Annotated in this window: 26 protein-coding genes; 17 read left to right on the forward strand and 9 right to left on the reverse strand. The window is 60.8% G+C overall.

From position 1 onward, the window contains the following. Positions 1-187: 187 nt before the first annotated feature. From rplU to proB, 5 genes are all read left to right on the forward strand, one after another. A complete protein-coding gene (rplU, locus tag JAB4_RS06700; RefSeq protein WP_034754730.1) occupies positions 188-499 on the forward strand; it encodes a 50S ribosomal protein L21 in 312 nt (103 codons plus the stop codon). A 53-nt stretch (positions 500-552) separates the two neighbouring features. Continuing rightward, positions 553-825, forward strand: coding sequence for a 50S ribosomal protein L27 (gene rpmA, locus JAB4_RS06705; protein ID WP_070219281.1), 273 nt, complete (start codon positions 553-555; stop codon positions 823-825). A gap of 114 nt (positions 826-939) precedes the next feature. Further along, positions 940-2,049 (forward strand): GTPase ObgE, encoded by a 1,110-nt coding sequence (obgE, locus tag JAB4_RS06710; protein ID WP_034754647.1) that lies wholly within the window; start codon positions 940-942, stop codon positions 2,047-2,049. A 13-nt stretch (positions 2,050-2,062) separates the two neighbouring features. Continuing rightward, entirely contained in the window at positions 2,063-2,473 is a 411-nt protein-coding gene (locus tag JAB4_RS06715) for a hypothetical protein (RefSeq protein ID WP_070219280.1), read from the forward strand. 27 nt (positions 2,474-2,500) lie between these two features. Then, a complete protein-coding gene (proB, locus tag JAB4_RS06720) occupies positions 2,501-3,619 on the forward strand; it encodes a glutamate 5-kinase (RefSeq protein WP_070219279.1) in 1,119 nt (372 codons plus the stop codon). Between the two features lie 126 nt (positions 3,620-3,745). On the opposite strand, the gene nth is transcribed toward proB, so the two are convergent. Both nth and rsxB read right to left on the reverse strand, forming a co-directional pair. Next, a complete protein-coding gene (gene nth, locus JAB4_RS06725; protein WP_070219278.1) occupies positions 3,746-4,393 on the reverse strand; it encodes an endonuclease III in 648 nt (215 codons plus the stop codon). Then, on the reverse strand, positions 4,390-5,118 hold the full coding sequence (rsxB, locus tag JAB4_RS06730) for an electron transport complex subunit RsxB (protein ID WP_070219277.1): 729 nt from the start codon (positions 5,116-5,118) through the stop codon (positions 4,390-4,392). Before rsxB ends, nth begins: the two co-directional genes overlap by 4 nt. 312 nt (positions 5,119-5,430) lie before the next feature. Between rsxB and JAB4_RS06735 the strand changes: the two genes are divergently transcribed. From JAB4_RS06735 to JAB4_RS06745, 3 genes are all read left to right on the forward strand, one after another. Further along, a complete protein-coding gene (locus JAB4_RS06735; RefSeq protein WP_227742108.1) occupies positions 5,431-6,213 on the forward strand; it encodes a transporter substrate-binding domain-containing protein in 783 nt (260 codons plus the stop codon). A gap of 126 nt (positions 6,214-6,339) precedes the next feature. Beyond that, positions 6,340-8,871 carry a TonB-dependent receptor gene (locus JAB4_RS06740; protein WP_070219275.1) on the forward strand — a complete coding sequence of 844 codons (2,532 nt, stop codon included), beginning with the start codon at positions 6,340-6,342 and terminating at the stop codon, positions 8,869-8,871. Positions 8,872-8,912: 41 nt separating this feature from the next. Next, on the forward strand, positions 8,913-9,590 hold the full coding sequence (locus JAB4_RS06745; protein ID WP_070219274.1) for a DOPA 4,5-dioxygenase family protein: 678 nt from the start codon (positions 8,913-8,915) through the stop codon (positions 9,588-9,590). A 67-nt stretch (positions 9,591-9,657) separates the two neighbouring features. Here JAB4_RS06745 and phaZ read toward each other — a convergent pair whose 3' ends face one another. From phaZ to JAB4_RS06770, 4 genes are all read right to left on the reverse strand, one after another. After that, positions 9,658-10,878 (reverse strand): polyhydroxyalkanoate depolymerase, encoded by a 1,221-nt coding sequence (gene phaZ / locus JAB4_RS06750; RefSeq protein ID WP_070219273.1) that lies wholly within the window; start codon positions 10,876-10,878, stop codon positions 9,658-9,660. A gap of 279 nt (positions 10,879-11,157) precedes the next feature. After that, positions 11,158-11,481, reverse strand: a complete 324-nt coding sequence (fdxA, locus tag JAB4_RS06760) for a ferredoxin FdxA (RefSeq protein ID WP_010395176.1) — start codon at positions 11,479-11,481, stop codon at positions 11,158-11,160. Between the two features lie 331 nt (positions 11,482-11,812). Next, entirely contained in the window at positions 11,813-12,100 is a 288-nt protein-coding gene (locus JAB4_RS06765) for a protealysin inhibitor emfourin (RefSeq protein ID WP_070219272.1), read from the reverse strand. Between the two features lie 103 nt (positions 12,101-12,203). After that, on the reverse strand, positions 12,204-13,601 hold the full coding sequence (locus JAB4_RS06770; protein ID WP_070219271.1) for a hypothetical protein: 1,398 nt from the start codon (positions 13,599-13,601) through the stop codon (positions 12,204-12,206). 200 nt (positions 13,602-13,801) lie between these two features. Here JAB4_RS06770 and JAB4_RS06775 point away from each other — a divergent pair, with 200 nt between their 5' ends. From JAB4_RS06775 to proX, 4 genes are all read left to right on the forward strand, one after another. Beyond that, positions 13,802-14,086, forward strand: a complete 285-nt coding sequence (locus tag JAB4_RS06775) for a polyhydroxyalkanoic acid system family protein (RefSeq protein WP_070219270.1) — start codon at positions 13,802-13,804, stop codon at positions 14,084-14,086. Between the two features lie 584 nt (positions 14,087-14,670). Further along, positions 14,671-15,903, forward strand: coding sequence for a glycine betaine/L-proline ABC transporter ATP-binding protein ProV (gene proV, locus JAB4_RS06780; RefSeq protein WP_070219346.1), 1,233 nt, complete (start codon positions 14,671-14,673; stop codon positions 15,901-15,903). Then, on the forward strand, positions 15,900-17,003 hold the full coding sequence (proW, locus tag JAB4_RS06785) for a glycine betaine/L-proline ABC transporter permease ProW (protein WP_070219269.1): 1,104 nt from the start codon (positions 15,900-15,902) through the stop codon (positions 17,001-17,003). The genes proV and proW overlap by 4 nt, the downstream gene beginning before the upstream one ends. Before the next feature lie 12 nt (positions 17,004-17,015). After that, the gene (proX, locus tag JAB4_RS06790; RefSeq protein ID WP_070219268.1) at positions 17,016-18,074 is read left to right on the forward strand and encodes a glycine betaine/L-proline ABC transporter substrate-binding protein ProX; all 1,059 of its coding nucleotides are present in this window, start codon (positions 17,016-17,018) and stop codon (positions 18,072-18,074) included. Between the two features lie 91 nt (positions 18,075-18,165). On the opposite strand, the gene JAB4_RS06795 is transcribed toward proX, so the two are convergent. The 3 genes from JAB4_RS06795 to JAB4_RS06805 all read right to left on the reverse strand — a co-directional run bounded on the left by JAB4_RS06795 (position 18,166) and on the right by JAB4_RS06805 (position 19,486). Next, entirely contained in the window at positions 18,166-18,627 is a 462-nt protein-coding gene (locus tag JAB4_RS06795) for a GNAT family N-acetyltransferase (protein WP_070219267.1), read from the reverse strand. Positions 18,628-18,674: 47 nt separating this feature from the next. Next, entirely contained in the window at positions 18,675-18,929 is a 255-nt protein-coding gene (locus JAB4_RS06800) for an acyl-CoA-binding protein (RefSeq protein WP_070219266.1), read from the reverse strand. A gap of 200 nt (positions 18,930-19,129) precedes the next feature. After that, complete coding sequence (locus tag JAB4_RS06805) at positions 19,130-19,486, reverse strand: FKBP-type peptidyl-prolyl cis-trans isomerase (protein ID WP_034760263.1); 357 nt, start codon at positions 19,484-19,486, stop codon at positions 19,130-19,132. 197 nt (positions 19,487-19,683) lie between these two features. Here JAB4_RS06805 and JAB4_RS06810 point away from each other — a divergent pair, with 197 nt between their 5' ends. The 5 genes from JAB4_RS06810 (at position 19,684) to JAB4_RS06830 (ending at position 24,184) form a co-directional block, all read left to right on the forward strand. Next, positions 19,684-20,655, forward strand: a complete 972-nt coding sequence (locus JAB4_RS06810) for a beta-propeller fold lactonase family protein (protein WP_070219265.1) — start codon at positions 19,684-19,686, stop codon at positions 20,653-20,655. A 71-nt stretch (positions 20,656-20,726) separates the two neighbouring features. Continuing rightward, positions 20,727-21,503 carry a polysaccharide deacetylase family protein gene (locus JAB4_RS06815; protein ID WP_070219345.1) on the forward strand — a complete coding sequence of 259 codons (777 nt, stop codon included), beginning with the start codon at positions 20,727-20,729 and terminating at the stop codon, positions 21,501-21,503. A 32-nt stretch (positions 21,504-21,535) separates the two neighbouring features. Next, a complete protein-coding gene (locus JAB4_RS06820; RefSeq protein ID WP_070219344.1) occupies positions 21,536-22,540 on the forward strand; it encodes a sterol desaturase family protein in 1,005 nt (334 codons plus the stop codon). Further along, positions 22,540-23,367: an EI24 domain-containing protein gene (locus JAB4_RS06825; RefSeq protein ID WP_070219264.1), complete on the forward strand. Its 828-nt coding sequence runs from the start codon at positions 22,540-22,542 to the stop codon at positions 23,365-23,367. Before JAB4_RS06820 ends, JAB4_RS06825 begins: the two co-directional genes overlap by 1 nt. Before the next feature lie 31 nt (positions 23,368-23,398). Next, positions 23,399-24,184, forward strand: a complete 786-nt coding sequence (locus tag JAB4_RS06830) for a molybdopterin-binding protein (protein WP_070219263.1) — start codon at positions 23,399-23,401, stop codon at positions 24,182-24,184. Positions 24,185-24,529 lie beyond the last annotated feature (345 nt).

The raw sequence follows: 24,529 nt of genomic DNA on the forward strand, positions 1-24,529 counted from the left end.
CCTGTCTGCCTGGCGCGAGCCTGACATGATGGTCAGGTTGTCGACATACCACGATCGTCAAGCTTTGTGAATACTTTTTGACGCAATTTCTCAGTCCGTGTATAATCGCTGGTTCCCCCTGTTGTGTACGGCTTGCTTTGCGTGACAGTGGGACAAATTCTTTCAACATTTGATGAGGTTTCAAATCATGTACGCGGTCATAAAAACCGGTGGCAAACAATACAAAGTTGTCGCTGGCGAAAAACTTAAAGTAGAACAGATACCGGCAGACATTGGTTCCGAAATCACCATCGATCAAGTTCTCGCAGTAGGCGCGGGCGACAGCATCAAGTTTGGTGCTCCATTGGTCGAAGGTGCAACGGTACTGGTTACGGTTGTGGCGCATGGTCGCCATGATAAGGTCAAAATTTTCAAGATGCGTCGTCGTAAGCACTACCAAAAGCATCAAGGCCATCGCCAGAATTTTACCGAAATCCAAATCGTTTCGATCAACGGCTAATCGCCGCTGTTTGACGCAGTTTGTCTACATAATCAGCTATCAAGGAGTCTTAAATGGCACATAAAAAAGGCGGCGGCACAACGCGAAACGGCCGTGATTCAGAATCAAAGCGTCTGGGCGTTAAAGTCTACGGCGGCCAAGCTATCAATGCTGGCGGCATCATCATTCGTCAACGCGGCACCCCAGTGCGCGCCGGCGAAGGCGTAGGCATGGGCAAGGACCACACGTTGTTCGCGCTGATCGCGGGCAAAGTGAAGTTCGTTGTCAAAGGTGCCGGCTCGAAGCAATTCGTGACCGTTGTACCAAACGAAGCAGTACCAGCGTAATTCATTGGCGGAGCGCCAGTTCGCTCCGCAATGATCGCATGATGTAAGGCGCAAGCCTTCAATCGAAAGGCTCTGCCCAAGGTAGAGCCTTTTTAGTTTTATGGCGGCAAAATTATGAAGTTTATCGACGAAGCAAAAATCGAAGTCATCGCGGGCGATGGCGGCAACGGCTGCGCCTCTTTCTGCCGTGAAAAATTCCGGCCTTTCGGCGGTCCCGATGGCGGCGATGGCGGCAAGGGCGGCACCATTTGGGCAGTCGCCGATCGCAATATCAACACGCTCGTCGATTTCCGCTTCTCCAAAATGCACAAGGCTCGCAATGGCGAGCCTGGCCGTGGCGCAGATTGCTATGGCAAGGGCGCCGATGACATCCACCTGCGCATGCCGGTTGGCACCTTGATCATCGACAACGCGAGCGGCGAAATCCTGGCCGATCTGACCGAACACGGCCAGACCGAAATGCTGGCCAAGGGCGGCGAAGGCGGCTGGGGCAATATTCACTTCAAGTCCTCGACCAACCGCGCACCGCGCCAAAAAGGCGAGGGCAAGGAAGGCGAACGCCGCGAATTGCGCCTGGAACTGAAAGTGCTGGCCGACGTGGGCCTGCTGGGCATGCCGAACGCCGGCAAATCGACGTTCATTTCGGCCGTCTCGAACGCGCGTCCGAAAATTGCCGATTATCCATTTACCACCCTGCACCCGAACCTGGGTGTGGTGCGCGTGTCGCACGAGAAGAGCTTTGTGATCGCCGATATTCCCGGCTTGATCGAAGGCGCTTCCGAGGGCGCGGGCCTGGGCCATCAATTCCTGCGCCACTTGCAGCGCACGGGTCTGCTGTTGCACATCGTCGACCTGGCGCCGTTTGAAACCAACGTCGATCCTGTCAAGGAAGCCAAGGCGCTGGTCAAGGAATTGAAGAAGTACGACGAGTCGCTGGTCGACAAGCCGCGCTGGCTGGTGCTGAACAAGCTCGACATGGTGCCGGAAGAAGAGCGCAAGAAGATCGTCAAGGACTTCCTCAAGCGTTTCGCCTGGAAAGGTCCCGTCTTCGAGATTTCCGCGCTGAACCATCAGGGTTGCCCGGAACTGGTCAATGCCATCTACCAGCATCTGGAAGAGAAGAAACACAGCGAAAGCCGTGCCGAAGAAACGCAGATGACCGAAGAAGCACGCGGTATCTCGTCGATCGACCCGGATGATCCGCGTTTCAAGATCCTCGACTAAGCGCCTTACCCTGATGTCGGTACAGACGGTCGCTGCCGCGTTCGCACGCAAGCAAGCGTGGCAGCGCCGTGTATTGCATCTGATCGCGTATGCTTACGGGCTGAGCGCGGTCGCCTGTCTGCTGTTCGCCGATGAAATGGCGGCCGGCATGGGCATCTTCCTCAACGGCGTCGATGGCTACAGCCAGTTCTACGCTTCCCATGTCGGTGTCTGGGGCGCTACCGCGCTCCTGGCGCTGTTCGCGGCACGGCAGGGCGAACTGCCCGTCCTCGGCGATATCACTGCAATGTTGGTCCTGGCGCAGCCCGCCGGCCGTCTGTTCGCGGCCATCAGCTTCGGCTTGCCCCAGGGTTTTGTGTTGTTCATGTGCGCAATGGAGTTGACGGCGGGGCTGGCCTTGCTGCTGCTGCGTCCTGCGCGCTGACGTCTATTAAGTGAAGAGCGCCGCCCCATGGATTCCGTGATTCAAAAAGCTACCCGCATCATCATCAAAGTCGGCTCCTCGCTGGTCACCAATGATGGCCGCGGACTCGACCATGCTGCCATCGCGCGCTGGGCCGCGCAGATTTCCGGCTTGCGCGCCCTCGGCAAGGAAGTCGTGCTGGTGAGTTCCGGCGCCATCGCCGAAGGCATGCTGCGCCTCGGTTTCGAGCAGCGCCCCACCGATATCCACGAATTGCAGGCGTGCGCCGCCGTCGGCCAGATGGGCCTGGCGCAAATCTATGAAAGCAGCTTCCGCGCCCACAGCCTCGGCACGGCGCAAGTGCTGCTCACGCATGCCGACCTGGCCGACCGCGAACGCTACCTGAATGCCCGCTCCACCCTGACGACCTTGCTGCGCCTGGGCGTAGTGCCCATCATCAATGAAAACGATACCGTCGTCACCGATGAAATCAAGTTCGGCGACAACGATACCCTGGGCGCCCTGGTCGCCAACCTGATCGAGGCCGATGCGCTGGTCATTCTGACGGACCAGCACGGCCTGTTTTCGGCCGACCCGCGCAAGGACCCGAACGCCTGCCTGATCACGCAAGGCATCGCCGGCGATCCGGCCCTGGAAGCGATGGCCGGCGGTGCCGGCAGCAGCCTGGGCCGTGGCGGCATGCTGACGAAAATCCTCGCCGCCAAGCGCGCCGCCAAGTCTGGCGCCCATACCATCATCGCCTGGGGGCGCGACAGCGACGTGCTCAGCCGCCTCGCCCAGGGCGAGGCGATCGGCACGCAGTTACTGGCGCAAACGGGCCAATTGACGGCGCGTAAGCAGTGGATGGCCGATCATCTGCATACGGCCGGCGCCGTCGTGCTCGATGCGGGTGCCGTGCAAAAGCTGCGCCAGGAAGGCAAGTCGCTGCTGCCGATCGGCGTGACGGGCGTGAACGGCGAATTCGGCCGTGGCGCCGTCATCACCTGCGTCGACGCGCACGGCGTGCCCGTGGCGCGCGGCCTGTCGAACTACACGAGCGGCGAAGCGCGCCGCATCATGCGCAAGCCGTCCACCGAGATCGAATCGATTCTCGGCTACATGGAAGGCCATGAGCTGATTCATCGCGACAATATGGTGTTGTTGTAGGTCGGATTAGCGGCGAACGCCGCGTAATCCGACGCCACCACCGGCCAACAAGGTCGTCGGATTACGGCGCCTTGCGCCTAATTCGACCTACGCAGCAACGACATCGGCCCTATTCGGGCCGTTGCTTTACACCACGGCCGGCACCGGCGACTTGTCCTTGTAGTCACACAGGTCGGCGATCATGCAGTTCCAGCATTGCGGCTTGCGCGCCGTGCAGGTGTAGCGGCCGTGCAGGATGAGCCAGTGGTGGGCGTCGTGCAGGAATTCCTTGGGCACGAATTTGAGGAGCTTTTGCTCGACGATATCGACATTCTTGCCCGGCGCAATGCCGGTGCGGTTCGAGACGCGGAAGATATGCGTGTCCACCGCCATGGTCGGTTCGCCAAACGCCGTGTTCATGACTACATTGGCCGTCTTGCGGCCCACGCCGGGCAAGGCTTCCAGCGAAGCGCGGTCGCGCGGCACTTCGCCGCCGTGCTGATCGAGCAGGATTTGGCAGGTGGCGATGACATTCTTGGCCTTGGTGCGGAACAGGCCGATGGTGCGGATGTAGCTGGCCAGCTCGTCGACGCCCAGGGCCAGTATCTGGGCCGGCGTATTGGCGACCGGATACAGCAGGCGCGTGGCCTTGTTGACGGACACGTCTGTTGCCTGCGCCGACAGCAGCACGGCGATCAGCAGCTCGAACGGCGTCGTGTATTCGAGTTCCGTTTTCGGGGAAGGATTGGCGGCGCGGAAGCGCGTAAAGATTTCCAGGCGTTTGGCAGCGTTCATGCGTCTTTTTTCGGCGTGTTGGGGGCGGGCGGTTCGGTCTGGGTGCTGGCGGCGGCCTTGGCGCGCGCGCGCTCCATGGCGGCGGCGATGATGGCGCGCTTGCGCTCCTTTTCCGCCAGTTCATCTGGCGTGACGGGCACTTCCTGCGTCACTTCCTGCATCTTGGCGACGGCCTTGGCGGCCAGGCGCGCATCGTTGGCCTCGGCTTCGCGGCGCAGCCGCTGCGTGCGGAAATCGTGGCGCGCGCGCGCGTCGTCCGCATCCATCTGGCTCCAGGCATCCCAGCCCGTGGCGTCGCCGCTGACCGGGTACATGACGATGCAGTCGACGGGGCAGGGCGCCACGCACAGGTCGCAGCCCGTGCACAAGCTGGTGACCACCGTATGCATCTGCTTGGCGGCGCCGACGATGGCGTCCACGGGACAGGCCTGGATGCACAGGGTACAGCCGATACACAGCGATTCGTCGATATAGGCGACAGATCGCGGACGTTCGAGGCCGTTGACGGGATTGAGCGGAATAACTTTTTTGCCCAGCAAGCCAGCCAGGCGCACGATGCCCTGCGCGCCGCCCGGTGGGCACTGATTGATGTCGGCGCTGCCTGCGGCTATCGCTTCCGCATACGGGCGGCAGCCGTTGTAGCCGCATTTGGTGCATTGTGTTTGCGGCAGCAAGTCTTCGATCTGGTCGGCAAGTGAGGCAGGGGCAGGGTGCGGCACGGTCATCTTCCACGGTAAAACGTCATTATCGGCCATCTGGGCCGCGCACAAGTAAAAACCTGTTTTGTAGGAGGGGATAGCGGGTGCCAGGGCCAGCTGTTGCAGGCGCGCCGCAATCGTATTTTATTTCCCTTGGGAATGTCAAAGTGCAAATAAACAACTTTGCAATTCCTTTTTTTTGTGGGAGCATGATTTTCATCAAGCTACTAATCAAAAAGCCGACCGCCAGTCCTGTTGTCGCCCCCTGTGAGGCGTACCAGGTCATAGGAGCAAAACATGCGTTTCCTCCGGACAGTTGGTTTGCCCTTCTGTTTATTCATGTACTCTGCGCTTGCCCTTGCACAGCAGGCTGGCTCCGCCATGGTGCCGCCGGGCGCTGCCAGCTCGCGCATCGTCCGCTTCGCGGCGGAAGACTGGCCTCCCTTTATTTCCCGCAGCCTGCCTGCCGACGGCATGTCGGGCGCCATGGTCAGCGCCGTCTTCGAACGCATGGGCTATGTCGTCAAATATGAGTATTTTCCCTGGAAGCGCGCCATGCAGTTTGGCCTGGCCAGTCCCCGTTACGCCGGTTTCCTGGCCGTCTGGCGCACGCCCGAACGGGAAAAACTCTGTCATTTTTCTGTTCCGGTTGGTAACACGCAAGGTGTGCTTGCCTACCTGAAGGAGGATGGCGTGCCCGGCGCCGCCCTGACTGATCTGGGCAAGCTGCGCATCGGCACCGTGGCCGGTTATTCGAATGGGGAGCAATTCGACGGCATGGTGGCGCGCGGCGAGCTGAGGACGGAAGAGGGCTTGAACGACGCGACGAATCTGAAGAAACTGTTGATCAAGCGTTATCGCGTGATCGTCATCGAGCGCCATGTGCTGCAGCACTTGCTGATGGGACGCAACTTCAGCAAAGCTGAACGGGAGCGCATCGCCATCATCGATACCGTCTTCAAGGAGCGCCCCGTGCACGTGTGCTTCCAGCGCGATGCCGAGGGGGCAGCGCGGCAAAAGCGCTTCAACGAGGCGGCCCGCGATATCGACACGGCCCGTCTCGAACGCGATTACTGGAAGCGGCTCGATCAGAGCCTGGCGGCGGCGCCATCCTCCCCCTAGGACTGCGCGCCGCTGTTGTTCGTTGCCAAAACGAAATATCTAAATACGAAACCATTCGTTCTTGTTTGTTTGTCCATCCTTTAGTCTGCAGCCACTGTGTTGACGACTTTGAAAGGATGTTTTCGTATGCCGGAATTGATTCACAAGCAAGAGCCCGTCCCCCGTTTGCTGCAATTGGCGCACGCCGTCTCGTTGGCCGTGCTCGTGCTGGGAGCGCCTGGCGCGGCCCATGCGCAAGCGCCGCTGGACACCGTCATCGTCACGGGTGCGCGCGGCACGGGCCGCACAGTGGTCAACAGCGCCGCGCCGATCGACGTGATCAGCGCGCAGCAATTGCAGGCCACGGGCAAGTTGAACCTGCTCGACGCGCTCGATACGGCCTTGCCATCGTTTAACTTGCCGGCCCGCGTGCAGCCCGATCTGGGCAGCATCGTGCGCGCGGGCCAGTTGCGCAACCTCGACCCCTCGCATACCCTGGTGCTGGTCAACGGCAAGCGCCGGCATACGACGGCCATCGTCAATGAGGATGGCTTTCCCGGCTCCGTCGCCACCGACCTGGCCCTGATCCCCACGGGTGCCATTGCACGTGTGGAAATCCTGCGCGACGGCGCCTCCGCCATCTACGGTTCCGACGCCATCGCCGGCGTCATCAACATCATCCTGAAAGCGGATGACAAGGGCAGCTTCAGCACGCAGCTCGGTTCCACCTACGATGGCGACGGCACCAACGGTTCCGCGCGCATCGATGGCGGTACGCGCCTGGGCGAACACGGCTTTGCCCACTTCGGCGCCGAAGTCCAGCGCCAGGGCATTGCCGTGCGTAACTTCGGCTTGAATCCCGGCTACCTGTCGTATCCGGCCGTGCGCAACAGCGATGGCCAGCTGGTCAAACTGGGGCCGAACAACAGCTTGCCGGCCGGCGCTTCGCCGAACCCGGCCGAAGCGACGCGCAACAGCAATCCCTGGCGCAATACGGGCGTGCCGCAAAGCACGACCGCCTCGCTCAGCGCCAACCTCGGTTATGACGTGTCGAACGAGGTGCAACTGTACGGCTTCGGCACGTATGCGCACCGCAATGCCCGCTCGGCGCAGAATTTCCGTCTGCCCAATACCATTTTCAATAACAACAAGGGCTTGCTGGCCGTGTATCCCGACGGCTTCACGCCGTATGAAACGACGAACGAAAACGATTTTTCCTTGACGGGCGGCATCAAGGGCGAGACGGCCGGTTGGAGCTGGGATATCAGCAGCACCTATGGCCGCGACGATATCGACGTGGGCGTGGAAAACTCGGCCAACTACTCGCTGACCTATCCGGGCGGTAAGACGGATTTTGACATCGGCAATCAGCGCTACAGCCGCTCGACGACGAATGCGGACGCACGCCGTCCCGTGCAGCTGGGCTTGAGCGAGCCGGCCGATCTCAGCATCGGTCTCGAGTACTCGCATGAAACGCAGCAGCGCAGCCCGGGCGAACCCGCTTCCTGGCAGGGCAGCGGTTCGTCGGCGCTGGCCGGCTACCTGCCCGTCGATGCGTCCGACACGGCGCGCCACAGCTATGCGGCGTACGTTGGCCTGGGCGCGAAGCTGACGCCGCAATGGCTGCTCGACACGGCCTTGCGCGCCGAGAAATATTCCGATTTCGGCAGCAAGACGACGGGCCGTTTGTCCGCCCGTTATGACATCACGCCCGCCGTGGCCGTGCGCGGCACCGTCAGCAACGGTTTCCATGCACCTAGCCTGGTGACGCAGTCGTATTCGAACACGTCGGACCATGCGGGCGTGCCCTACACCCTGGCACAACCCAATTCCGTTGCCGCGCGGGCCTTGGGCGCGCAAGCGTTAAAACCTGAAAAATCGACGAATCTGTCGGCCGGGCTGACCTTCAACCCCATGCCGACCCTGCGCCTGGCCGTTGACGCGTATCAAATCAAGGTCAGCGACCGCCTGGGCGTGTCGTCGAATATCGGCATCGACCGCAGCTCGGGCGTGGCGCTCGATGGCAGTGGCCGGCCGCTGACGGCGGCGCAAGCGGGCGTCATTGAAAACCTGCTGCGCTCGGCGGGTTTGACGGTGGGCAATGGCCTCGTCGCGCATTACTTTGCCAACGTGGGCGACACGCGCACGCGCGGCATCGACTTCACGGCCGAGGATGTGCTGCGCGTGGCCGACGGCAAGCTGCGCTGGACGGCGGCCGCGAACATCAACCATACGAGCCTGGTGGGCAAGGCGGACCTTCCCGCCGTGCTGCAAGGCTTGCCGAACATCGGCACCCTGAGCAAATCGGCCGAGTACGACTTGCTGTACCGCGCGCCGCGCGACAAGGAAATCATCACGCTGGCGTATGAAAAAGCCGGCTGGACATTCAATGTACGCGAGACGCGCTACGGCAAGCTCAAGCGCCTGAACGCCATCACGGGCGGCGACTACCAGCTGAAAGCGGCCTTCGTGACGGATGTCAGCATCGGCTACGACATCAGCAAGCGCATCAACGTGACGGTGGGCGCCAACAATGTCTTCGACCAGAAGCCGGGTCAGGTGCCGCGCGAAGCGCGCAGCGCCGCCAGCCTGGCGCAGTACACGGGCGCGTATGACAACTCGGGACCGCTGGGCGTGCTGGGCGGCTATTACTACGCCCGCGCCACTGTCTCGTTCTGATTTTCCCATCCCTCTACCGATCATCAAGAACAGGAAATCCTATGTTTGAACACAATCAACACGCCGCCATCGATCTGGAATGGGCGAATCTCCTTTCGCCGCAGCGCCGCACGGTCTTGCGCGGCGGCGGCCTGGTGGCGGCGCTGGCCGCCTCGGGGCTGGCGGGGACGGCGCTGGCGCAGGATGGCGCGGTAAAACGAGTCAAGCCGCCACCCGGTAAAAGCCCATGGGGCGAGCATACGGATACGGCGCCCACGCCGCGCCCCGTCAGCGTGCGCCCCGGCGAGGAAACCTTGCCGAGCAAGCCGCGCGCCTACACGGATATCGAGAGTTATCACGCGCATATCTATTTTGACGAAGACAGTTACCAGAAGGCGGCGCTGATACGCAAGTGGGCGGCCGAGCGCTTCCAGATCGAACTGGGCGACTGGAACCTGGAGCCGCGCGGTCCCCACGTGACGCCGTCGTTTTACTTTGGCTTTACGAATGACCTGTTACCGGTGATCGTGCCGTGGCTGCAGCTCAACAGCCTGGGCCTGACGATATTGATCCACCCGAATACGGAAGATCCGCGCGCCGACCACCTGTATTACGCGCTGTGGGTGAACCGTTCGCAGCCCGTGAACGGCTATGCGATGAAGAAGCCGGGACCGGGCGAGCCAAGGGTCGAGCAAATCTTTGTCAATACGCGCCCGACCGTGAAAATCGAACGGGCATGAGCGAGGCATAAAAGAAAACGCCACGCCAGTATGAACTGGCGTGGCGTTTCGATGGGTATGCCGTGTATCAGCCGTGTTTCTGGATGAATTCGCCGATCTTCGGGCAAATGATCTCGCGCCAGCGGCGGCCCGAGAAGATACCGTAGTGGCCGCATTTCGGCGCCACGAAGTCTTGCTGCATGTCGGCAGGGATGCCGGAACACAAGTCGTGTGCGGCTTGCGTCTGGCCGGCACCGGAAATGTCGTCCAGTTCGCCTTCCACGGTGAACAGCGCCACGTTCGTGATGTCTTGCGGACGCACCAGCTGGCCGCCCACTTTCCAGGTGCCCATCGGCAGGCTGAATTCCTGGAAAACCGTTTTAATGGTTTCCAGGTAGTACTCGGCCGGCATGTCCAGTACGGCGTTGTACTCGTTGTAGAACTGGCGGTGGCCTTCCGCCGGCTCGTCATCGCCCGTCACCAGGTGCATGTAGAACTCGCGGTGGCTTTGCGCGTGGCGGCCCGGGTTCATGGCGATGAAGCCGGCGTGCTGCAGGAAGCCCGGATACACCTTGCGGCCAAAGCCCGGGTAGTTCGGCGGCACCGCGTAGATCACGGTGTTTTCAAACCACGAGAATTTCTTTTCCGTCGCCAGGTTGTTTACTTGCGTGGGCGAGCGGCGCGGGTCGATCGGGCCGCCCATCATCGTCATGGTTTTCGGCATGTGCGGATCTTTTGCCGTCGCCATCAGCGAGATGGCGGCCAGCACGGGCACGGTCGGTTGACAGACGGAAATCACGTGCAAATCAGGCGCCAGCAGGCGGATGAATTCTTGCACATAATAAATGTAGTCATCGAGGTGGAACGGGCCTTCCGTCAGCGGTACCATGCGCGCGTCCGTCCAGTCGGTGATGTAGACATCGTGCTCGGCCAGCAAGCCGCGCACGGTATCGCGCAGCAGGGTCGAGTGGTGACCGGACAGGGGGGCAACCAGCAAAACTTTGGGCTGTTGCAAGCCAGTGGCTTCTTTTTTGAAGTGAATCAGGCGGCAAAACGGTTTTGTCACGACAACGTGTTCGCGTATGTCGACGCTCTCGCCCTGGACGAGAACGGATTTGATGTCGAATTGCGGTTTTTCGTAGTCTTTGCCAAGGCGGTACATCAGCTCGTAGCCGGCTGCGATGCGTTGCGAAAACGGGGTGTGGGCCAGAGGGGAAACCGGGTTGGTAAATAACTTGGAGGACATGTCTGCCCATTGCATCACCGGAGTGAGGAAAGAGCGTTGCAGTTCGTGCAGTTGGTAAAGCATATAGAGTCCTTGTTTGATTCCAAGCGCCAATATCGGCTCAAATATCATAATCCAATTTTACGATATTTGTTGAGGACAAAATGTGCTTTACCGCGCATAGGTCCACTGTTTGCGCATAGTTGTGACAGCGCGCCACAGTTACGTGGATAGAGCTGCAACGATGCTTTAAAAGCAAAAAAAGCAGCGTTTCCGCTGCTTTTTGTCTGTTTTTTTGCCGCCACGCCCCTGCGGGGAAGAATATCCATCCCCGCCGGAATTGCCGCCGCAGCTGCCGTGCGCTTAGCGCACCAGCATGTCGAGCTTGTCCTTGACGTCCTTGTATTGCTCCGCTTCCGGCAAGGCAGCCTTCGTCTTGGTGATCGAAGGCCAGTTACGGGCCAGATCGACGTTGATCTTGATGAAGGCTTGCTGGTCGCCCGGCACGTCCTCTTCCGCGAAAATCGCGTTCACCGGGCACTCTGCCACGCAGACGGCGCAGTCAATACATTCGTCCGGATCGATTGCCAGGAAGTTCGGGCCTTCCCGGAAACAATCTACCGGGCAGACATCGACGCAGTCGGTATAGCGACAGGCGATGCAGGATTCGGTGACAACGTGGGTCATAACAGTCCTATCAATTTGGGGGAGGTGCTGTAGCGCCTGCAGGAACCTCGGCGGCGCATACTAAAGCAAAGCATTGTATTTTAAGGCAATTCGCTATTTCTCACAAATCCCGCTTATATACAATACATATAAGCAAATTCATTTTTTGGCAGTGTCATTGCCGCGCAGAGCGGGCAATTCAGCGACTATCCGGGACGTTGCCATGAAGAACGCGGCAAGAACGCGACAGTCGCCCGATGCGGCAGGGGGCAGGGCGGGGGATGTGCTGACTTGCCGTGTGGTGTTTTTGTTTTACTCAAATCAAGATCGGCACAAATAAGTGCCGGAACACTCAGGCGCTGGCGCGTATTTGCGCCAGCAATTGCTGCCATCGTGCATTTTCAGCACTGCCATCCTCGGCAAACGTGATGGTGCGCCGCGCGGTGGGCGCGTCGACGGTGATCTGCCAGCGGGGAATATCGGCGCCCACGTGTTCATCCGTGGCCTGCGGCTGCGTGAAAAAGCCGCTGCTGGCCAGTGCCGCTTCCAGCCTGGGGCCCGCGGGATGGGCTTGCGTATCGATCTCATACTGTTCGCTCAGGCCGGCAAAGCCGCCGCTGCTGCGGGCTGAAATTTTCATGCTGCTCCTTGCTGTTGTGGGTGGTGTGGGCCGCGTCATGGCCTGCCGCTGCTGCGGCTGGCCCGAAGCGGACGCGCCGGTGCGCTGCCTTGCATGGGACTGTTTACCGGGGACCGTAACTGCGGCACCAAGCGGCCAGCGCTTCGCGCTCCGCTTCGAGCAACTGGTCCGATTCGCTGTATTCCGCATGGTTCATGGTACCGCAGCAGGCACGCCGGTCTTGCACGGCGCCGTCTTCGTCGACGATATCGGGGGCAAACGTCATTTGCCCCTCCTCCGTCATGGCATTGGCCTTGAGCACTTCGCGCACGGTAAAGCTGTTGCGGATAAAGTCCAGGTAGGCGCCATTGCCATCCGCCTGGGCGATCGTCAGCATGTGGCCGGCCACGTCGGCATAGGTGGCGGCCTGGTCGGGCGATGCCACCAGCGCGCGCAGGACCAGGCTGCGCAGGTAGTCGCCGCAGCGGTGCAGGACGGCCGCGTCGTCTTCCAGCTGGGGCTGGCGTTCGTGGGCAAAGATGTCGGCCAGGATGTCGTAGATGGCGCCCGTAAACACTTGCGAGATGGCGTGCACTTCCGTGCCCGCTTCCGACAATTTGATGTCATTGTCGGCATTACGCAAGCCATTCGGCCGGCCCAGGGCCAGGCCGAACTGCTCCGCCAGGTCGGCCAGGAAGGTCTTGTCGTGCAGGTCGGATTTCGTTTGCGCGATCACCGCTTCCACCTGGTCCAGCTGCGACAGGGCCAGGAAGATGGCCGTCAGGTCGCCGAACGATTCGTGCAAGCCGCCCGTTTGCGGCGGATTGTTGCTGAGCAGCCAATTCGGCTTGAGGCCATCGAGCACGGCGTGCCCCGTTTCATGCGAGACGATGTCGAGCGAGCGGCAGGTGTAGACGCGCTCGGTGGCGCCGCTGGGGATGAAGTCGCCGAACTTGAGTGCCTTGTCGCTGCGGCTGTAATACGCATTCATGACATTGGGCAAGCCATGCGGGAACACGCGCAGCGGTGCCGTATTGCTGGCACTATTCCATTGCCAGGGCAGGGGCGGCGCCGTGTCGTTGCTGGCCAGCGCGCGCTGGTACATGGTGAGCGTCATGCGCACGATGGCAAACGTGTGCACGGCGTCGAACTGGTCGGTGTTGGGCGAGACGATGAAGTCGCCGAAGGCATTCGGGCTGACTTGCGCGATGCCCGGTTCGCCAAACGTGATGCGCGCGTCGCGCGGGCCTTGCAGGATCAGTCCGGGCAAAAAGGCTTTACGGGTGCCCAGGTCGCTGACGGACGGATCTTGCTTCCAGATCAGCACGCGTGAACCGACGGGCACGGCGGCCAGGTTGCGCACCGTTGCCTCCGTCAGGCGGGGCGGGCCCGGCTGCAAGGTCAGTTGCGCATTCTTGCGGTGCTGGCGGTAGGGCGCCGAGGGGGTAGGGACATAGCCGACGGGCAGGGACACGCATTTGGTCAGGACGGCTTCGACCGGCACGATGACTTTCTGGTCCATGGTAGTTCTCCAAGACACGCGCAACTGGAACTGGAATAGTCGTCCCGCTTGGGCACATCCGGTTTGATTCCGCGCAAACGATGCGCGGGAAGGACGGGCTTTTTTGGCCGTCCGGCGCCCGCTGCGGCCGTGCCCGCCGCATGGCGGCTGGTATGATGCTGGCCGTATTGCCCCCGTTTTTATAATAAAAGGATCGTTTGATGGCGGATATAAATATAGTTCAGCAACATAAGCTGACAGCAGCAAAGGCGCGCGAAGCGGCGCAGCAAGTGGCCGACAAGCTGGCCCAGGAATATGACCTGGCGTGCGCCTGGGATGGCGATGTGCTGCGCTTCGAGCGCAGCGGCGTCGATGGTTCGCTGACCCTGGAAAAAGAGCAGGCGCAACTGCAAATCAAGTTGGGTTTCATGCTCAGCGCCTTCGCCTCCACGATTGAAGGCAAGATTGCCGAGAAAATGCGCAAGGTGTTTACCGAAGCAGTTTGATGGCATTTGGCCCGCTTGTCTGGCGCCCTGTTTGGTGCTAGGGAGCATGTCGCGGCGATGGGCGAAAAGACGATGAAAACATGTCGCTTTTCGCCTTTTTTACGTCCGACTGTACGCTGGCGAACATTGCTAGCACATTTCTATTTGGAAAGCCATTGGACTTTGATGGCTTTTTGCGTTATACTTGAGTCATATTTACAACAGCTACACCGCGTTTCACCTTCTGCTTCGCAGTACTCTCCGCTCGCTGAGTGGTGAATAATTCTTCGGGTTTTACACCCGCATCCAGTTTAAAAGTAGCTTGGTCGATTTTTTTCGGTCAAATACATTTGGTGCCATGTATTTGCATGGCGCTAGCGTTGTTAAAAGTCCTGAACCACAGCCTCTTTTAGCACGCACACGGCACCCCGGCACCGGCTTTGGCCATCCGCTGGTCACACGCGTGTCACCCCCTGTTTCCTGTCGCTCCCGTGCGCATTGTGCGCCGTGGCGTAGCCGACGCAACAGGGTTTGCTGATTCCCGCCGCAAGCTAGCAGGCTTGCTGGGTTTCAATCCATTCGTCAAATCGAGGGAGAACCACATCGTGGCAAAACAAATCATTATCGACCATGTGTTCAAAGTGTTCGGCGACAAGCCAGAAGAAGCACTTGAACTCGTCCGTCAGGGCGCCAGCAAGCAGGACATCCTGGCCAAGACCGACTGCACCATCGGCGTCTTCGACGCCACCTTTACCATTGAAGCGGGCGAGATTTTCGTCATCATGGGCCTGTCCGGTTCGGGCAAGTCGACCCTGGTGCGCATGCTGAACCGCCTGATCGAGCCCACCGCCGGCCGCATCCTGATCGACGGCAACGACATCAATACCTTGCCGGACGCCCAGCTGCGCGCCCTGCGCCGCAAGGATATCAGCATGGTGTTCCAGTCGTTCGCGCTGCTGCCGCAAATTACCGTGCTCGACAACACTGCCTTCGGCATGGAACTGGCCGGCATGCCCAAGGCCGAGCGCCATGCGCTGGCCCAGCAAGCGCTGGAACAGGTGGGCCTGGACGGCTACGGCGCCAGCTATCCCGACGAATTGTCGGGCGGCATGCAGCAGCGCGTGGGCCTGGCCCGTGCGCTGGCCTGCGATCCATCGATCCTGCTGATGGATGAAGCGTTTTCCGCGCTCGATCCGATTATTCGTACGGAAATGCAATCGGAACTGCTGCGTTTGCAGCAAATCAAGCGCCGCACCATCGTCTTCATTTCGCATGATCTCGACGAAGCCATGCGCATCGGCGACCGCGTCGCCATCATGAAAGATGGCCACGTGGTGCAAGTGGGCACGCCGGAAGAAATCCTGCGCAAGCCGGCCAACGATTACGTGCGCAACTTCGTGCGCGGCGTCGATGCGGCGGCCGTCTTCAAGGCCAGCGATATTGCCCGCAAGAGCCAGATCGTCGTGTCGGAATCGCCGAGCCGCGGTTCGCGTGCCGCGCTGTCGATGCTGGAAGAGCAGGATCGCGCATTTGCCTATGTCGTCAATCCGCAGCGCAAGTTCCTCGGCGTCGTCTCGGCCGATTCGCTGCGCAGTGCGCTCGACGGCCATGTGGGCCCGCTGGGCCTGGCCCATGCCTATCTGCCCGACGTGCAGACCATCGATGCAGACGAGCCCGTCGCCGGCCTGTTCGGCCAGGTGGCGCAACTGCCTTACGCCGTCCCTGTGGTGGCCAATGACGGCAGCTTCCGCGGCGCCATCAGCAAGACGACCTTGCTGAAGTTCCTCGACCGCGACACGCCAGCCATAGCCGAACAACAACAGAAAGGACAAGCATGAACCCAAGCACCGTTTCCACAGTAGAACCTGTTGTTGAACAGGCCGCCCAGATCAATCCCTGGGCGCTGACGCCGCCCACCGACGCCAGCACCGCCTGGCTCGACGCCGCCGCACCCGCCGTGCAGCCGGAACATGCGGCCGGCTTTCATCTGACGCAGATTTTCGACGGTTCGCTGCCGCTGGAAAGCTGGATCAACCAGGGCCTGGGCTGGGTCGTGGCCCATTTTCGCCCCTTCTTCCAGGCCGTGCGCGCGCCGATCGACAGCGTGCTGTCCGGCGTGGAAGGCGTGCTGCTGGCGGCCCCGTCGCTGACGGTGATCGCCATCATCGGCTTGCTGGCTTGGCAATTTACGAGCCGCACCCTGGCCATCGGCACCGTGCTGGCGCTGCTGCTCGTGTCGATGCTGGGCATCTGGCCGGAAGCCATGACGACCCTGTCGCTGGTGTTGACGTCGCTGGCCTTCTGCCTGGCCATCGGCTTGCCGCTCGGTATTTTCCTTGCCAGCAGCGACCGTGCACAGAATATCCTGCGCCCCCTGCTCGATGCCATGCAGACGACGCCCGCCTTCGTTTACCTGGTGCCGGTGGTGATGCTGTTCGGTATCGGTAATGCGCCGGGCGTGATCGTCACGATCATCTTTGCCCTGCCGCCGCTGGTGCGCCTGACCAACCTCGGCATCCGCCAGGTGCGTCCCGACCTGATCGAAGCGGCCCGCGCCTACGGTGCCTCGCCGTGGCAGTTGTTGACCCGCGTGCAGTTTCCGCTGGCCATGCCGTCCATCATGGCCGGTATCAACCAGTCGCTGATGCTGTCGCTGTCGATGGTCGTGATCGCTTCGATGATCGCCGTGGGCGGCCTGGGCCAGATGGTATTGCGCGGCATCGGCCGCCTGGACATGGGCCTGGCAACGGTGGGGGGGCTCGGTATCGTGCTGCTGGCCATCACCCTGGATCGCTTGACGCAAGCGATGGGCCAGCCACGCCGCGGCGTGCGCCACTGGTACCAGACGGGTCCCGCCGGTTTCGTGCTGCGCCTGGTGCGCGGCAACACGGAGAAAAATAATGTTGAACAGCAAGCAACGCTGGCCAACGCACAATAAGAAAGGATTTACATGCATCAAATTGACAATTTTAAAGTGACGCAAAAATCGCAACGCAAGTTCCAGCTGTTTTCCGCCCTGGCCATCGCCGCCATGGCCCTGACCACCAGCCTGGCCATGGCGCAGGCGCCGGCCGCAACGGCTGACGCGCTGCCCGGCAAGGGCGTCAAGGTGCAGCCGCTGCAAAGCTCGATTGCGGAAGAAACCTTCCAGACCATGCTGGTCGACAAGGCCCTGGAAAAGCTCGGCTACGAAGTGCAGCCGATCAAGGAAGTGGAATACCCGACCGCGCATATCGCCATCGCCAACGGCGACGCCACCTTCATGGCCGTGCACTGGGACCCGATGCACAAGGATTTCTATAACAATGCGGGCGGCGACGCCAAGCTGTCGCGCACGGGCCAGTATGCGGGTCCTGCGGCGCAAGGTTATCTGATCGACAAGGCGACTGCCGAGAAATACAACATCACGAATATCGACCAGTTGCGCGATCCCACCCTGGCCAAGCTGTTCGACCACGATGGCGACGGCAAGGCCGATTTGACGGGCTGCAACCCGGGCTGGGGCTGCGAAGCGCTGATCGAGAACCACATGGATGCGTACAAACTGCGCGAAACGGTGACGCACGTGCAGGGCAGCTATGCGGCCCTGATCGCCGACACCCTGGGCCGCTACAAGCGCGGCGAGCCTATCCTGTACTACACGTGGACGCCGTACTGGGTCAGCGGCGTGCTGGTGCCGGGCAAGGACGTGGTCTGGCTGAAAGTGCCGTTCTCGGCCAATCCCGACAAGGTGAACACCCGCCTCGACGATGGCAGCGATTACGGCTTTGCCGTCAACACGGCGCGCATCGTATCGAACAAGGCCTGGGCGCAGAAAAATCCGGCCGCGGCCAAGCTGTTCGAAGTGATGCAATTGCCCGTGGCGGACATCAATGCGCAGAATGAGCGCATGCGCCGCGGCGAAAACACGCAAGCCGATATCGCGCGCCATACGGCCGGCTGGATCAAGTATCACCAGCAAAAGTTTGACGGCTGGATCGCGCAAGCGCTGGCGGCGGCAAAAAAGTAAATTACGGCTGATACAGGCGTAAAAAAAGTGGCTACCGGTTTGGTAGCCACTTTTGCGTTAGCGGCCTGTTTTGGTGGTTTTTAGTGAGTTTTCAGCCGTTTTCGGCCAGTTTCAGGTGCAAAATGGGGAAAGGCTTGCCAAAGGGGTCGCATTCCGAGCGGCTTTCCTCGATAAAACCCAGGTGGCGGTAAAAGCCGTGCGCTTGCGTGTTGTGCTCGTTGACGTCGACGGCCGTGGCGCCCAAGGCCGTGATGGCGTACTGGACCAGCGTGCGGCCGGCGCCGCTGCCGCGTTGATCGGGATGCACGAACAGCATCTCGATCTTGGCGTGCTCGACGCACAGGAAAGCGTAAGCGCTGCCATCGGCATCGCGCAGCACGTGCAGCAGGCGTTCGGCCGTCACTTTGGCCAGCTCATCGCGAACGAAGGGCATGAGGAAAGCGATATCGCTGTCGGCGAGGAAATCGTGGGTGGCGCGTACGGACAGGTGCCAGACGTCGAACAAACGGGGCAGGTCGGCGGCATGGGCCAGGGAAATCGGTGATGGTGTCATGCGGAAATAATAACATTGCCCCGGGCTGTGCCGGGGCAGGGGGATGATCAGTCCTTCAAGTCTTCGATCAGGTCGATGTATTGTTGCTGTGCATCTTCCTTCGACGTGCCGGCCAGGGCCGCCCAGGCGTCGAACTTGGCGCGGTTGACGAAGTCGGTCATGCCAGGGCGCTCGCCCGTAGCGTCGCCGCTCGATGCTTGCTTGAACAAGGCATAGATTTTCAGCAAGGTCATATTGTCCGGACGCTCGGACAGGGTCTTGGAATCGAGCTGCGCTTGGTCGAATTGCTCTTGTAAACTCATGATGGCTCCTGTGTGCTGATGGAATCGCTGGAAAAGTGCGGCAGGCGCGGCGGAGTGGCCACCGTGCGTGCTGCAGTGCCTGACATCATAGTGAAAAAAGCGCGCCGTGCATTAGAGGACACACTCAAAACAAAAACGCCGCCGCTGCGTGAACAGGGGCGGCGCCAGGGACAGTCGCTCGAGCGCTGTGGAGTCTGTTCTTATACGCCCAGCAGTTCGACGTCGAAAATCAGGGTGGCGTTCGGTGGAATCACGCCGCCGGCGCCGCGTGCGCCATAGCCCAGTGCTGCCGGGATGATCAGCTGGCGCTTGCCGCCCACTTTCATGCCTTGCACGCCTTCGTCCCAGCCCTGGATGACGCGGCCGGCGCCCAGCGGGAATTCGAATGGGTCGTTGCGGTCCTTGCTCGAATCAAATTTCGAACCGGCGCTGCCGTCGTCGTTCTGCAGCCAGCCCGTGTAATGCACGACAACATTGTTGCCGGCTTGCGCTTCAGCGCCTTCGCCGACGACGGTATCGATGTATTGCAGGCCGGAAGCGGTAGTGGTGGTGGTCATGATAATCCTTGTGTAGGCGATGAAAGCTTCAGATTGTAGAGCAATGAGTTGCAAAGCGCCATTCCAGGCCCGCTGCAGGGAAAATGGGGAAGTTACGACGAGGTTTGGCGACGGCTTGTATTTAAGGGGGGATTTCACACAATAAATACGGTGTTCCACGTAAAATGCATGTTTTGTATTTAACAGTGATTTCTTCCATGTTCCGCAGTCTACGCCGCCTTGTTTTTTCCTCGCTGTGCCTGGTTTCCGCAATATCGACGGCGCAAGCCGAAGTGGTGGTGGTACTCAATTCCCGTGATGCTACGGTGCAACTGCTGGACCAGAAAACCTACGCCCCCCTGTCCACCTTTGCCGTCGGCAAGGAACCGCACCACCTGATGGAGACGCCGGACGGCAAGTCGCTGATCGTCGCCAGCTCCGTCGGCAACGAACTGATCTTCCTCGACCCCGTGTCGGGCCAGATCCAGCGCCGCATCAGCAACATCCTCGATCCCTACCAGATCGGCTTTTCGCCGGACCAGAAGTGGTTCATCTCGAACTCGCTGCGCCTGGACCGCATCGACCTGTACCGCTACGACGGCAAGAACCTGACCCTGGCCAAGCGCATCGCGCTGCCGAAGCTGCCCAGCCACATGGCCTTCACGGCCGACAGCACCATGGCTTTTATCACGCAGCAGGGCAGCAACCAGGTCAGCGCCATCGACCTGGCCACGCAGACGGTGAAATGGACCATGCCCGTCGGCCCGGCGCCGGCCGGCATCACGATGACGCCTGATGGCAAGCATTTGCTGGTGGGCATCATGGGCAGCGATTACGTGGAAGTGATCGACTGGCGCACGCAAAAGACCGTCAAGCGCATCAAGGCGGGCGCCGGCACGCATAATTTCCGCGCGCTCGGTGACAACCGCATGACGTTCGTGTCGAATCGCGTGTCGAACACGATCAACATCATCGACCAGCAAACCCTGGAAAACGTGGGCATCATCAACGTGCCTGGCGGCCCGGACTGCATGGAAATCACGCCAGATGGCAAGACCATGTGGGTCACCCTGCGCTGGATCAAGAAAGTGGCCGTGATCGATTTGACCACGCGCAAGGTGATCAAGACGATCCCCGTGGGCCGCTCGCCCCATGGCGTGTATTTCGCCACGCACTCGCCGCGCATGTGATGACGGGTGTGATGATGAAACGCCTGATTTCCGCGGGCCATGTGCCCGCCGTGCTGCTGTGCGCCGGCACCATGCTGACGCCCGCGCATGCCGCCGCACCTGCCGCCGCTGCACCAGCCGCAGCATCAGCGCCGGCCGCCTGCAAGGGTACGATCTACATGACGTTCGACACGGGCAGCCAGTCGCAAGCGCAACTGATCGCCGACGTGCTGAACAAGCGCCAGATCAAAGCCACGTTCTTCCTGGCCAATGAAAAGACGACGCGCGGCGACTATTCGCTCGATCCGTCGTGGGCACCGTACTGGAAAGCCCGGGTCGCCGAAGGCCATGCGTTCGGCACGCATACGTTCGACCATGTGTACTGGAAGAAGGATCTGGCCAACGGCTTGATCCAGGTCAAGCCCCAGTTCGGCAAGGACGGCGGCAAGCTGGCGTCGGTGACGGATCAGCAGTTCTGCGAGGAATTGCGCCGCGTCGATACACGCTTTCAGGAACTGACCGGACACAAGCTCGACCCGTTCTGGCGCGCGCCGGGCGGCTACACATCGCCGCGCACCCTGGCGGCCGGCAGCGCTTGCGGCTACCAGCATGCGGGCTGGGCGCCGGCGGGGTATTCCGGCGATGAATTGCCTAGCGATAAGTATCCAAACGCCATGCTGCTGAAGAAAGCGCTGGCGAACTTGCGCAGCGGCGACATTTTCATTGCGCACATGGGCATCTGGTCGCGCAAAGATGCATGGGCGCCCGCCAACCTCGATGCCTTGATTTCCGGCCTGCAAGACAAGGGTTTCTGTTTTGCCACCCTGCGCGAGCATCCTGCCTACGCGCGGAAGAAGGGCCAGCCATGATCGCCGCCGACATCGTCAGTTTCGTCACCCCGATGATCGACGCCGTGGTCGATGCGTTTGGCGTGGCGCAAGGCTGGCTGTTCCAGACTGTGGTGAATCCCCTCGTCTATCACCTGGGCTTTGGCGAATTTACGGAAGAAGCATTCGAGGGCACGGAATGGCTGCTGATCGGCCTGTGCGAACTGGTGCTGCTGTTCCTCGTGCTGCGCCCGCTCGAAGCCCTGATTCCCGCGCAAAAGATCACGGACCCGCGCGCCCGCTGGAACGACTTCATCTACACGGTGCTGCACCGCATCGGCCTGTTTTCTGTCGTGGTGTTCTTTACGCTCGATCCGCTGATGGATGCCTTGGCAGGCGCCTTGCGTTTCGACAATATCCATCCATTGAACCTGGAATCGCTGTTGCCCGGCATCAGTCCCTTAGTCAGTTTTATCATTTATTTTGTGATACTGGACTTCGTCGACTATTGCTACCACCGTGCCTCGCACCATTTCGGCTGGTGGTGGGGCTTGCACAGCCTGCATCACAGCCAGCAAAACATGAATTTGTGGAGCGATGACCGCAACCACCTGCTCGACGACTTCCTGCGCGACGTGGTGATGGCGCTGGTGGCGCTCGGTATCGGCGTGCCGCCAGGGCAATATGTGCTGCTGGTGTCGATTTCGCGTATTTTGCAAAGCTTGCAGCATGCGAATGTGAGGATACACTTCGGCCGCATCGGCGAGCGGCTGCTGATCTCGCCCCGTTTCCACCGCACGCACCATGCGATCGGCGTGGGGCACGAGTCGAAAGGCAAGGGCAGCATGGGGGGCTGCAACTTCGGCGTGGTGCTGCCGATTTGGGATATGCTGCTGGGCACCGCGAATTTCTCGGCCGGCTATGCGCGCACGGGCGTGCGCGACCAGCTGGCCCGCATCGACAGCCATGGCGTGGGCCGGCCCGGGCGCAACTATGGCCGCGGCTTCTGGCAGCAGCAATGGCTGGGCGTGCGCCGCATGGTGGAATTTGCAAGAATCAAACGAAAAGGACGCCGTTGATGCGTAATGTGCTGAATTCGTATGGCCGTGCCTTCCTGTCGCAATTGCACGGCAGGATATTGCTGTTGAGCATAGCGCCGTTCATCCTGTCGCTGATCCTGTGGGGCGCCCTGCTGTATGTGGGCTTACAGCCGCTGATCGACGGCCTGCATGCGCTGTTTACGCAATATGACTTCTTCCGCACCAGCGGCCAGGTGTTGGCCACCTTTGGCCTGGGCATGCTGAAAGCCGTGATCGTGCCCCTGATCGCCATGTTCATGCTGTTGCCGCTGATGATCTTGACGGCGCTGATCTTCATTGGCCTGTTCGCCATGCCGGCCATCGGCCGGCATATCGGCGGGCGGCATTTTCCGCAGCTGGAAAAGAAGCATGGCGGCAGCATGCTGGGCAGCGTCGCCACCTCGCTGGCGACGTTCCTGCTGTTCATCATCGTCTGGGTGCTCATGCTGCCCCTGTACGCGTTTCCGCCGGCCGCGCTGGTGGGGCAAGCCGTGCTGTGGGGCTGGCTGACCTACCGCGTGATGGCGTATGACGCCATGGCCGATTACGCCAGCGTGGAAGAGCGCCACGCCATCATGCGCACGCAGCGCTGGCCGCTGCTGGCCATCGGCATGGTCTCCGGCGCGGCCGGCGCCGTGCCGGGCATGCTGTGGATGGGCGGCGTGATGTCGGTGGTGTTCTTCCCCTTCCTGGCGGCGTTCGCCATCTGGCTGTATGTCTTGATCTTTATCTTTACGGGTCTGTGGTTCCAGTATTACTGCCTGGAAGCACTGGCGCGTTTGCGGGGCGTACGCGGCATGACCGACGTGGCGCCGGCGGACGCTTGAGTATTTTTATTGCATTCTACGAGGGAGTTTCATGGCTATCGGATTGATCATCATTGGCGACGAAATCCTGTCGGGCAAGCGCACGGACCAGCATTTTCCGAAAGTCGTGAGCATGCTCAAGCAGCGCGGCTTGCAGCTGAGTTGGGCGGAATACGTGGGCGACGAGCCGGCCCGCCTGGTCGCCTTGCTCCAGCGCAGCTTTGCCAGCGGCGACATCGTCTTCAGCTTTGGCGGCATCGGCGCCACGCCGGACGACCATACGCGCCAGGCGGCCGCCGATGCGCTGGGCTTGCCGCTGGTGCTGCATCCACAGGGCAAGCTCAATATCCAGCAACGGATCACGGAAATGGGCGAGGAGGCGGGCGTGCCGGCCGATTTGAACTCGCCGGAAAACCTGCACCGCCTGAAAATGGCGGAATTCGTGCAGGGCGCCGAGCTGATTCCGAATCCGTACAACAAGATTGCCGGTTTTGCCGTGCGCGAACATTATTTCGTGCCGGGCTTTCCCGTCATGTCCTGGCCCATGATCGAATGGGTGCTCGATACGCATTACGCCCACCTGTTCAACCAGGTGCCGCACGCGGAACATGCCTTGCTCGTGTATGAAACGGCCGAATCCTTGCTCACGCCGCTGATGGTGCGCCTGGAAGCGGAGTTTCCGCTGATCAAGGTGTTCAGCCTGCCCAGCGTGGGCGATGCGCAGACGCGCCGGCATATCGAACTGGGCGTCAAGGGCGAACCCGCGCAAGCGGCGGCTGCCTTTGCCGAGATGCGCGCCGCACTCGATACCTTGCAGGCGGAATACACCACCATCTGAGATGCAGCCAGCCCGGCGCCGGCGGCTTTTTCGCTGGCGTCCAGCCCGCCATGCATCTATGTACGCCAGCGTACGTTCCAAGACGTTGTTTTTTTGCGAAAATCTTCAATGAAGCAAGATTTTTGTGCGCGCTCGTCAGTCGTTTTCATGCCGATGTGGTGGAATGGTGAACAGGGGCCTTGCGTGTCGAACGCGCGGTCGCCTGCCTGTGCAGTAGCGTGTTTTTTTGATTCACCGGTATGGACATCATGTTAAGCAAGTTTTGTTGTGACCGGCCCTGGCTGGCCCTCGTCTTATCCTGCGCGGAGCGGCATCGTTGCCGCCTTTTCCGCGCCGTCCAAACCC

It is taken from the genome of Janthinobacterium sp. HH102, from assembly GCF_001758625.2.
Classification (GTDB): Bacteria; Pseudomonadota; Gammaproteobacteria; order Burkholderiales; family Burkholderiaceae_D; genus Janthinobacterium.

Excerpts from the sequence above, each read along its gene's own strand:
- rplU (WP_034754730.1), top strand. The coding sequence starts at position 188 with ATGTACGCGGTCATAAAAACCGGTGGCAAACAATACAAAGTTGTCGCT.
- rpmA (WP_070219281.1), top strand. The coding sequence starts at position 553 with ATGGCACATAAAAAAGGCGGCGGCACAACGCGAAACGGCCGTGATTCA.
- obgE (WP_034754647.1), top strand. The coding sequence starts at position 940 with ATGAAGTTTATCGACGAAGCAAAAATCGAAGTCATCGCGGGCGATGGC.
- JAB4_RS06715 (WP_070219280.1), top strand. The coding sequence starts at position 2,063 with ATGTCGGTACAGACGGTCGCTGCCGCGTTCGCACGCAAGCAAGCGTGG.
- proB (WP_070219279.1), top strand. The coding sequence starts at position 2,501 with ATGGATTCCGTGATTCAAAAAGCTACCCGCATCATCATCAAAGTCGGC.
- nth (WP_070219278.1), bottom strand. The coding sequence starts at position 4,393 with ATGAACGCTGCCAAACGCCTGGAAATCTTTACGCGCTTCCGCGCCGCC.
- rsxB (WP_070219277.1), bottom strand. The coding sequence starts at position 5,118 with ATGACCGTGCCGCACCCTGCCCCTGCCTCACTTGCCGACCAGATCGAA.
- JAB4_RS06735 (WP_227742108.1), top strand. The coding sequence starts at position 5,431 with ATGTACTCTGCGCTTGCCCTTGCACAGCAGGCTGGCTCCGCCATGGTG.
- JAB4_RS06740 (WP_070219275.1), top strand. The coding sequence starts at position 6,340 with ATGCCGGAATTGATTCACAAGCAAGAGCCCGTCCCCCGTTTGCTGCAA.
- JAB4_RS06745 (WP_070219274.1), top strand. The coding sequence starts at position 8,913 with ATGTTTGAACACAATCAACACGCCGCCATCGATCTGGAATGGGCGAAT.
- phaZ (WP_070219273.1), bottom strand. The coding sequence starts at position 10,878 with ATGCTTTACCAACTGCACGAACTGCAACGCTCTTTCCTCACTCCGGTG.
- fdxA (WP_010395176.1), bottom strand. The coding sequence starts at position 11,481 with ATGACCCACGTTGTCACCGAATCCTGCATCGCCTGTCGCTATACCGAC.
- JAB4_RS06765 (WP_070219272.1), bottom strand. The coding sequence starts at position 12,100 with ATGAAAATTTCAGCCCGCAGCAGCGGCGGCTTTGCCGGCCTGAGCGAA.
- JAB4_RS06770 (WP_070219271.1), bottom strand. The coding sequence starts at position 13,601 with ATGGACCAGAAAGTCATCGTGCCGGTCGAAGCCGTCCTGACCAAATGC.
- JAB4_RS06775 (WP_070219270.1), top strand. The coding sequence starts at position 13,802 with ATGGCGGATATAAATATAGTTCAGCAACATAAGCTGACAGCAGCAAAG.
- proW (WP_070219269.1), top strand. The coding sequence starts at position 15,900 with ATGAACCCAAGCACCGTTTCCACAGTAGAACCTGTTGTTGAACAGGCC.
- proX (WP_070219268.1), top strand. The coding sequence starts at position 17,016 with ATGCATCAAATTGACAATTTTAAAGTGACGCAAAAATCGCAACGCAAG.
- JAB4_RS06795 (WP_070219267.1), bottom strand. The coding sequence starts at position 18,627 with ATGACACCATCACCGATTTCCCTGGCCCATGCCGCCGACCTGCCCCGT.
- JAB4_RS06800 (WP_070219266.1), bottom strand. The coding sequence starts at position 18,929 with ATGAGTTTACAAGAGCAATTCGACCAAGCGCAGCTCGATTCCAAGACC.
- JAB4_RS06805 (WP_034760263.1), bottom strand. The coding sequence starts at position 19,486 with ATGACCACCACCACTACCGCTTCCGGCCTGCAATACATCGATACCGTC.
- JAB4_RS06810 (WP_070219265.1), top strand. The coding sequence starts at position 19,684 with ATGTTCCGCAGTCTACGCCGCCTTGTTTTTTCCTCGCTGTGCCTGGTT.
- JAB4_RS06815 (WP_070219345.1), top strand. The coding sequence starts at position 20,727 with ATGCTGACGCCCGCGCATGCCGCCGCACCTGCCGCCGCTGCACCAGCC.
- JAB4_RS06820 (WP_070219344.1), top strand. The coding sequence starts at position 21,536 with ATGATCGACGCCGTGGTCGATGCGTTTGGCGTGGCGCAAGGCTGGCTG.
- JAB4_RS06825 (WP_070219264.1), top strand. The coding sequence starts at position 22,540 with ATGCGTAATGTGCTGAATTCGTATGGCCGTGCCTTCCTGTCGCAATTG.
- JAB4_RS06830 (WP_070219263.1), top strand. The coding sequence starts at position 23,399 with ATGGCTATCGGATTGATCATCATTGGCGACGAAATCCTGTCGGGCAAG.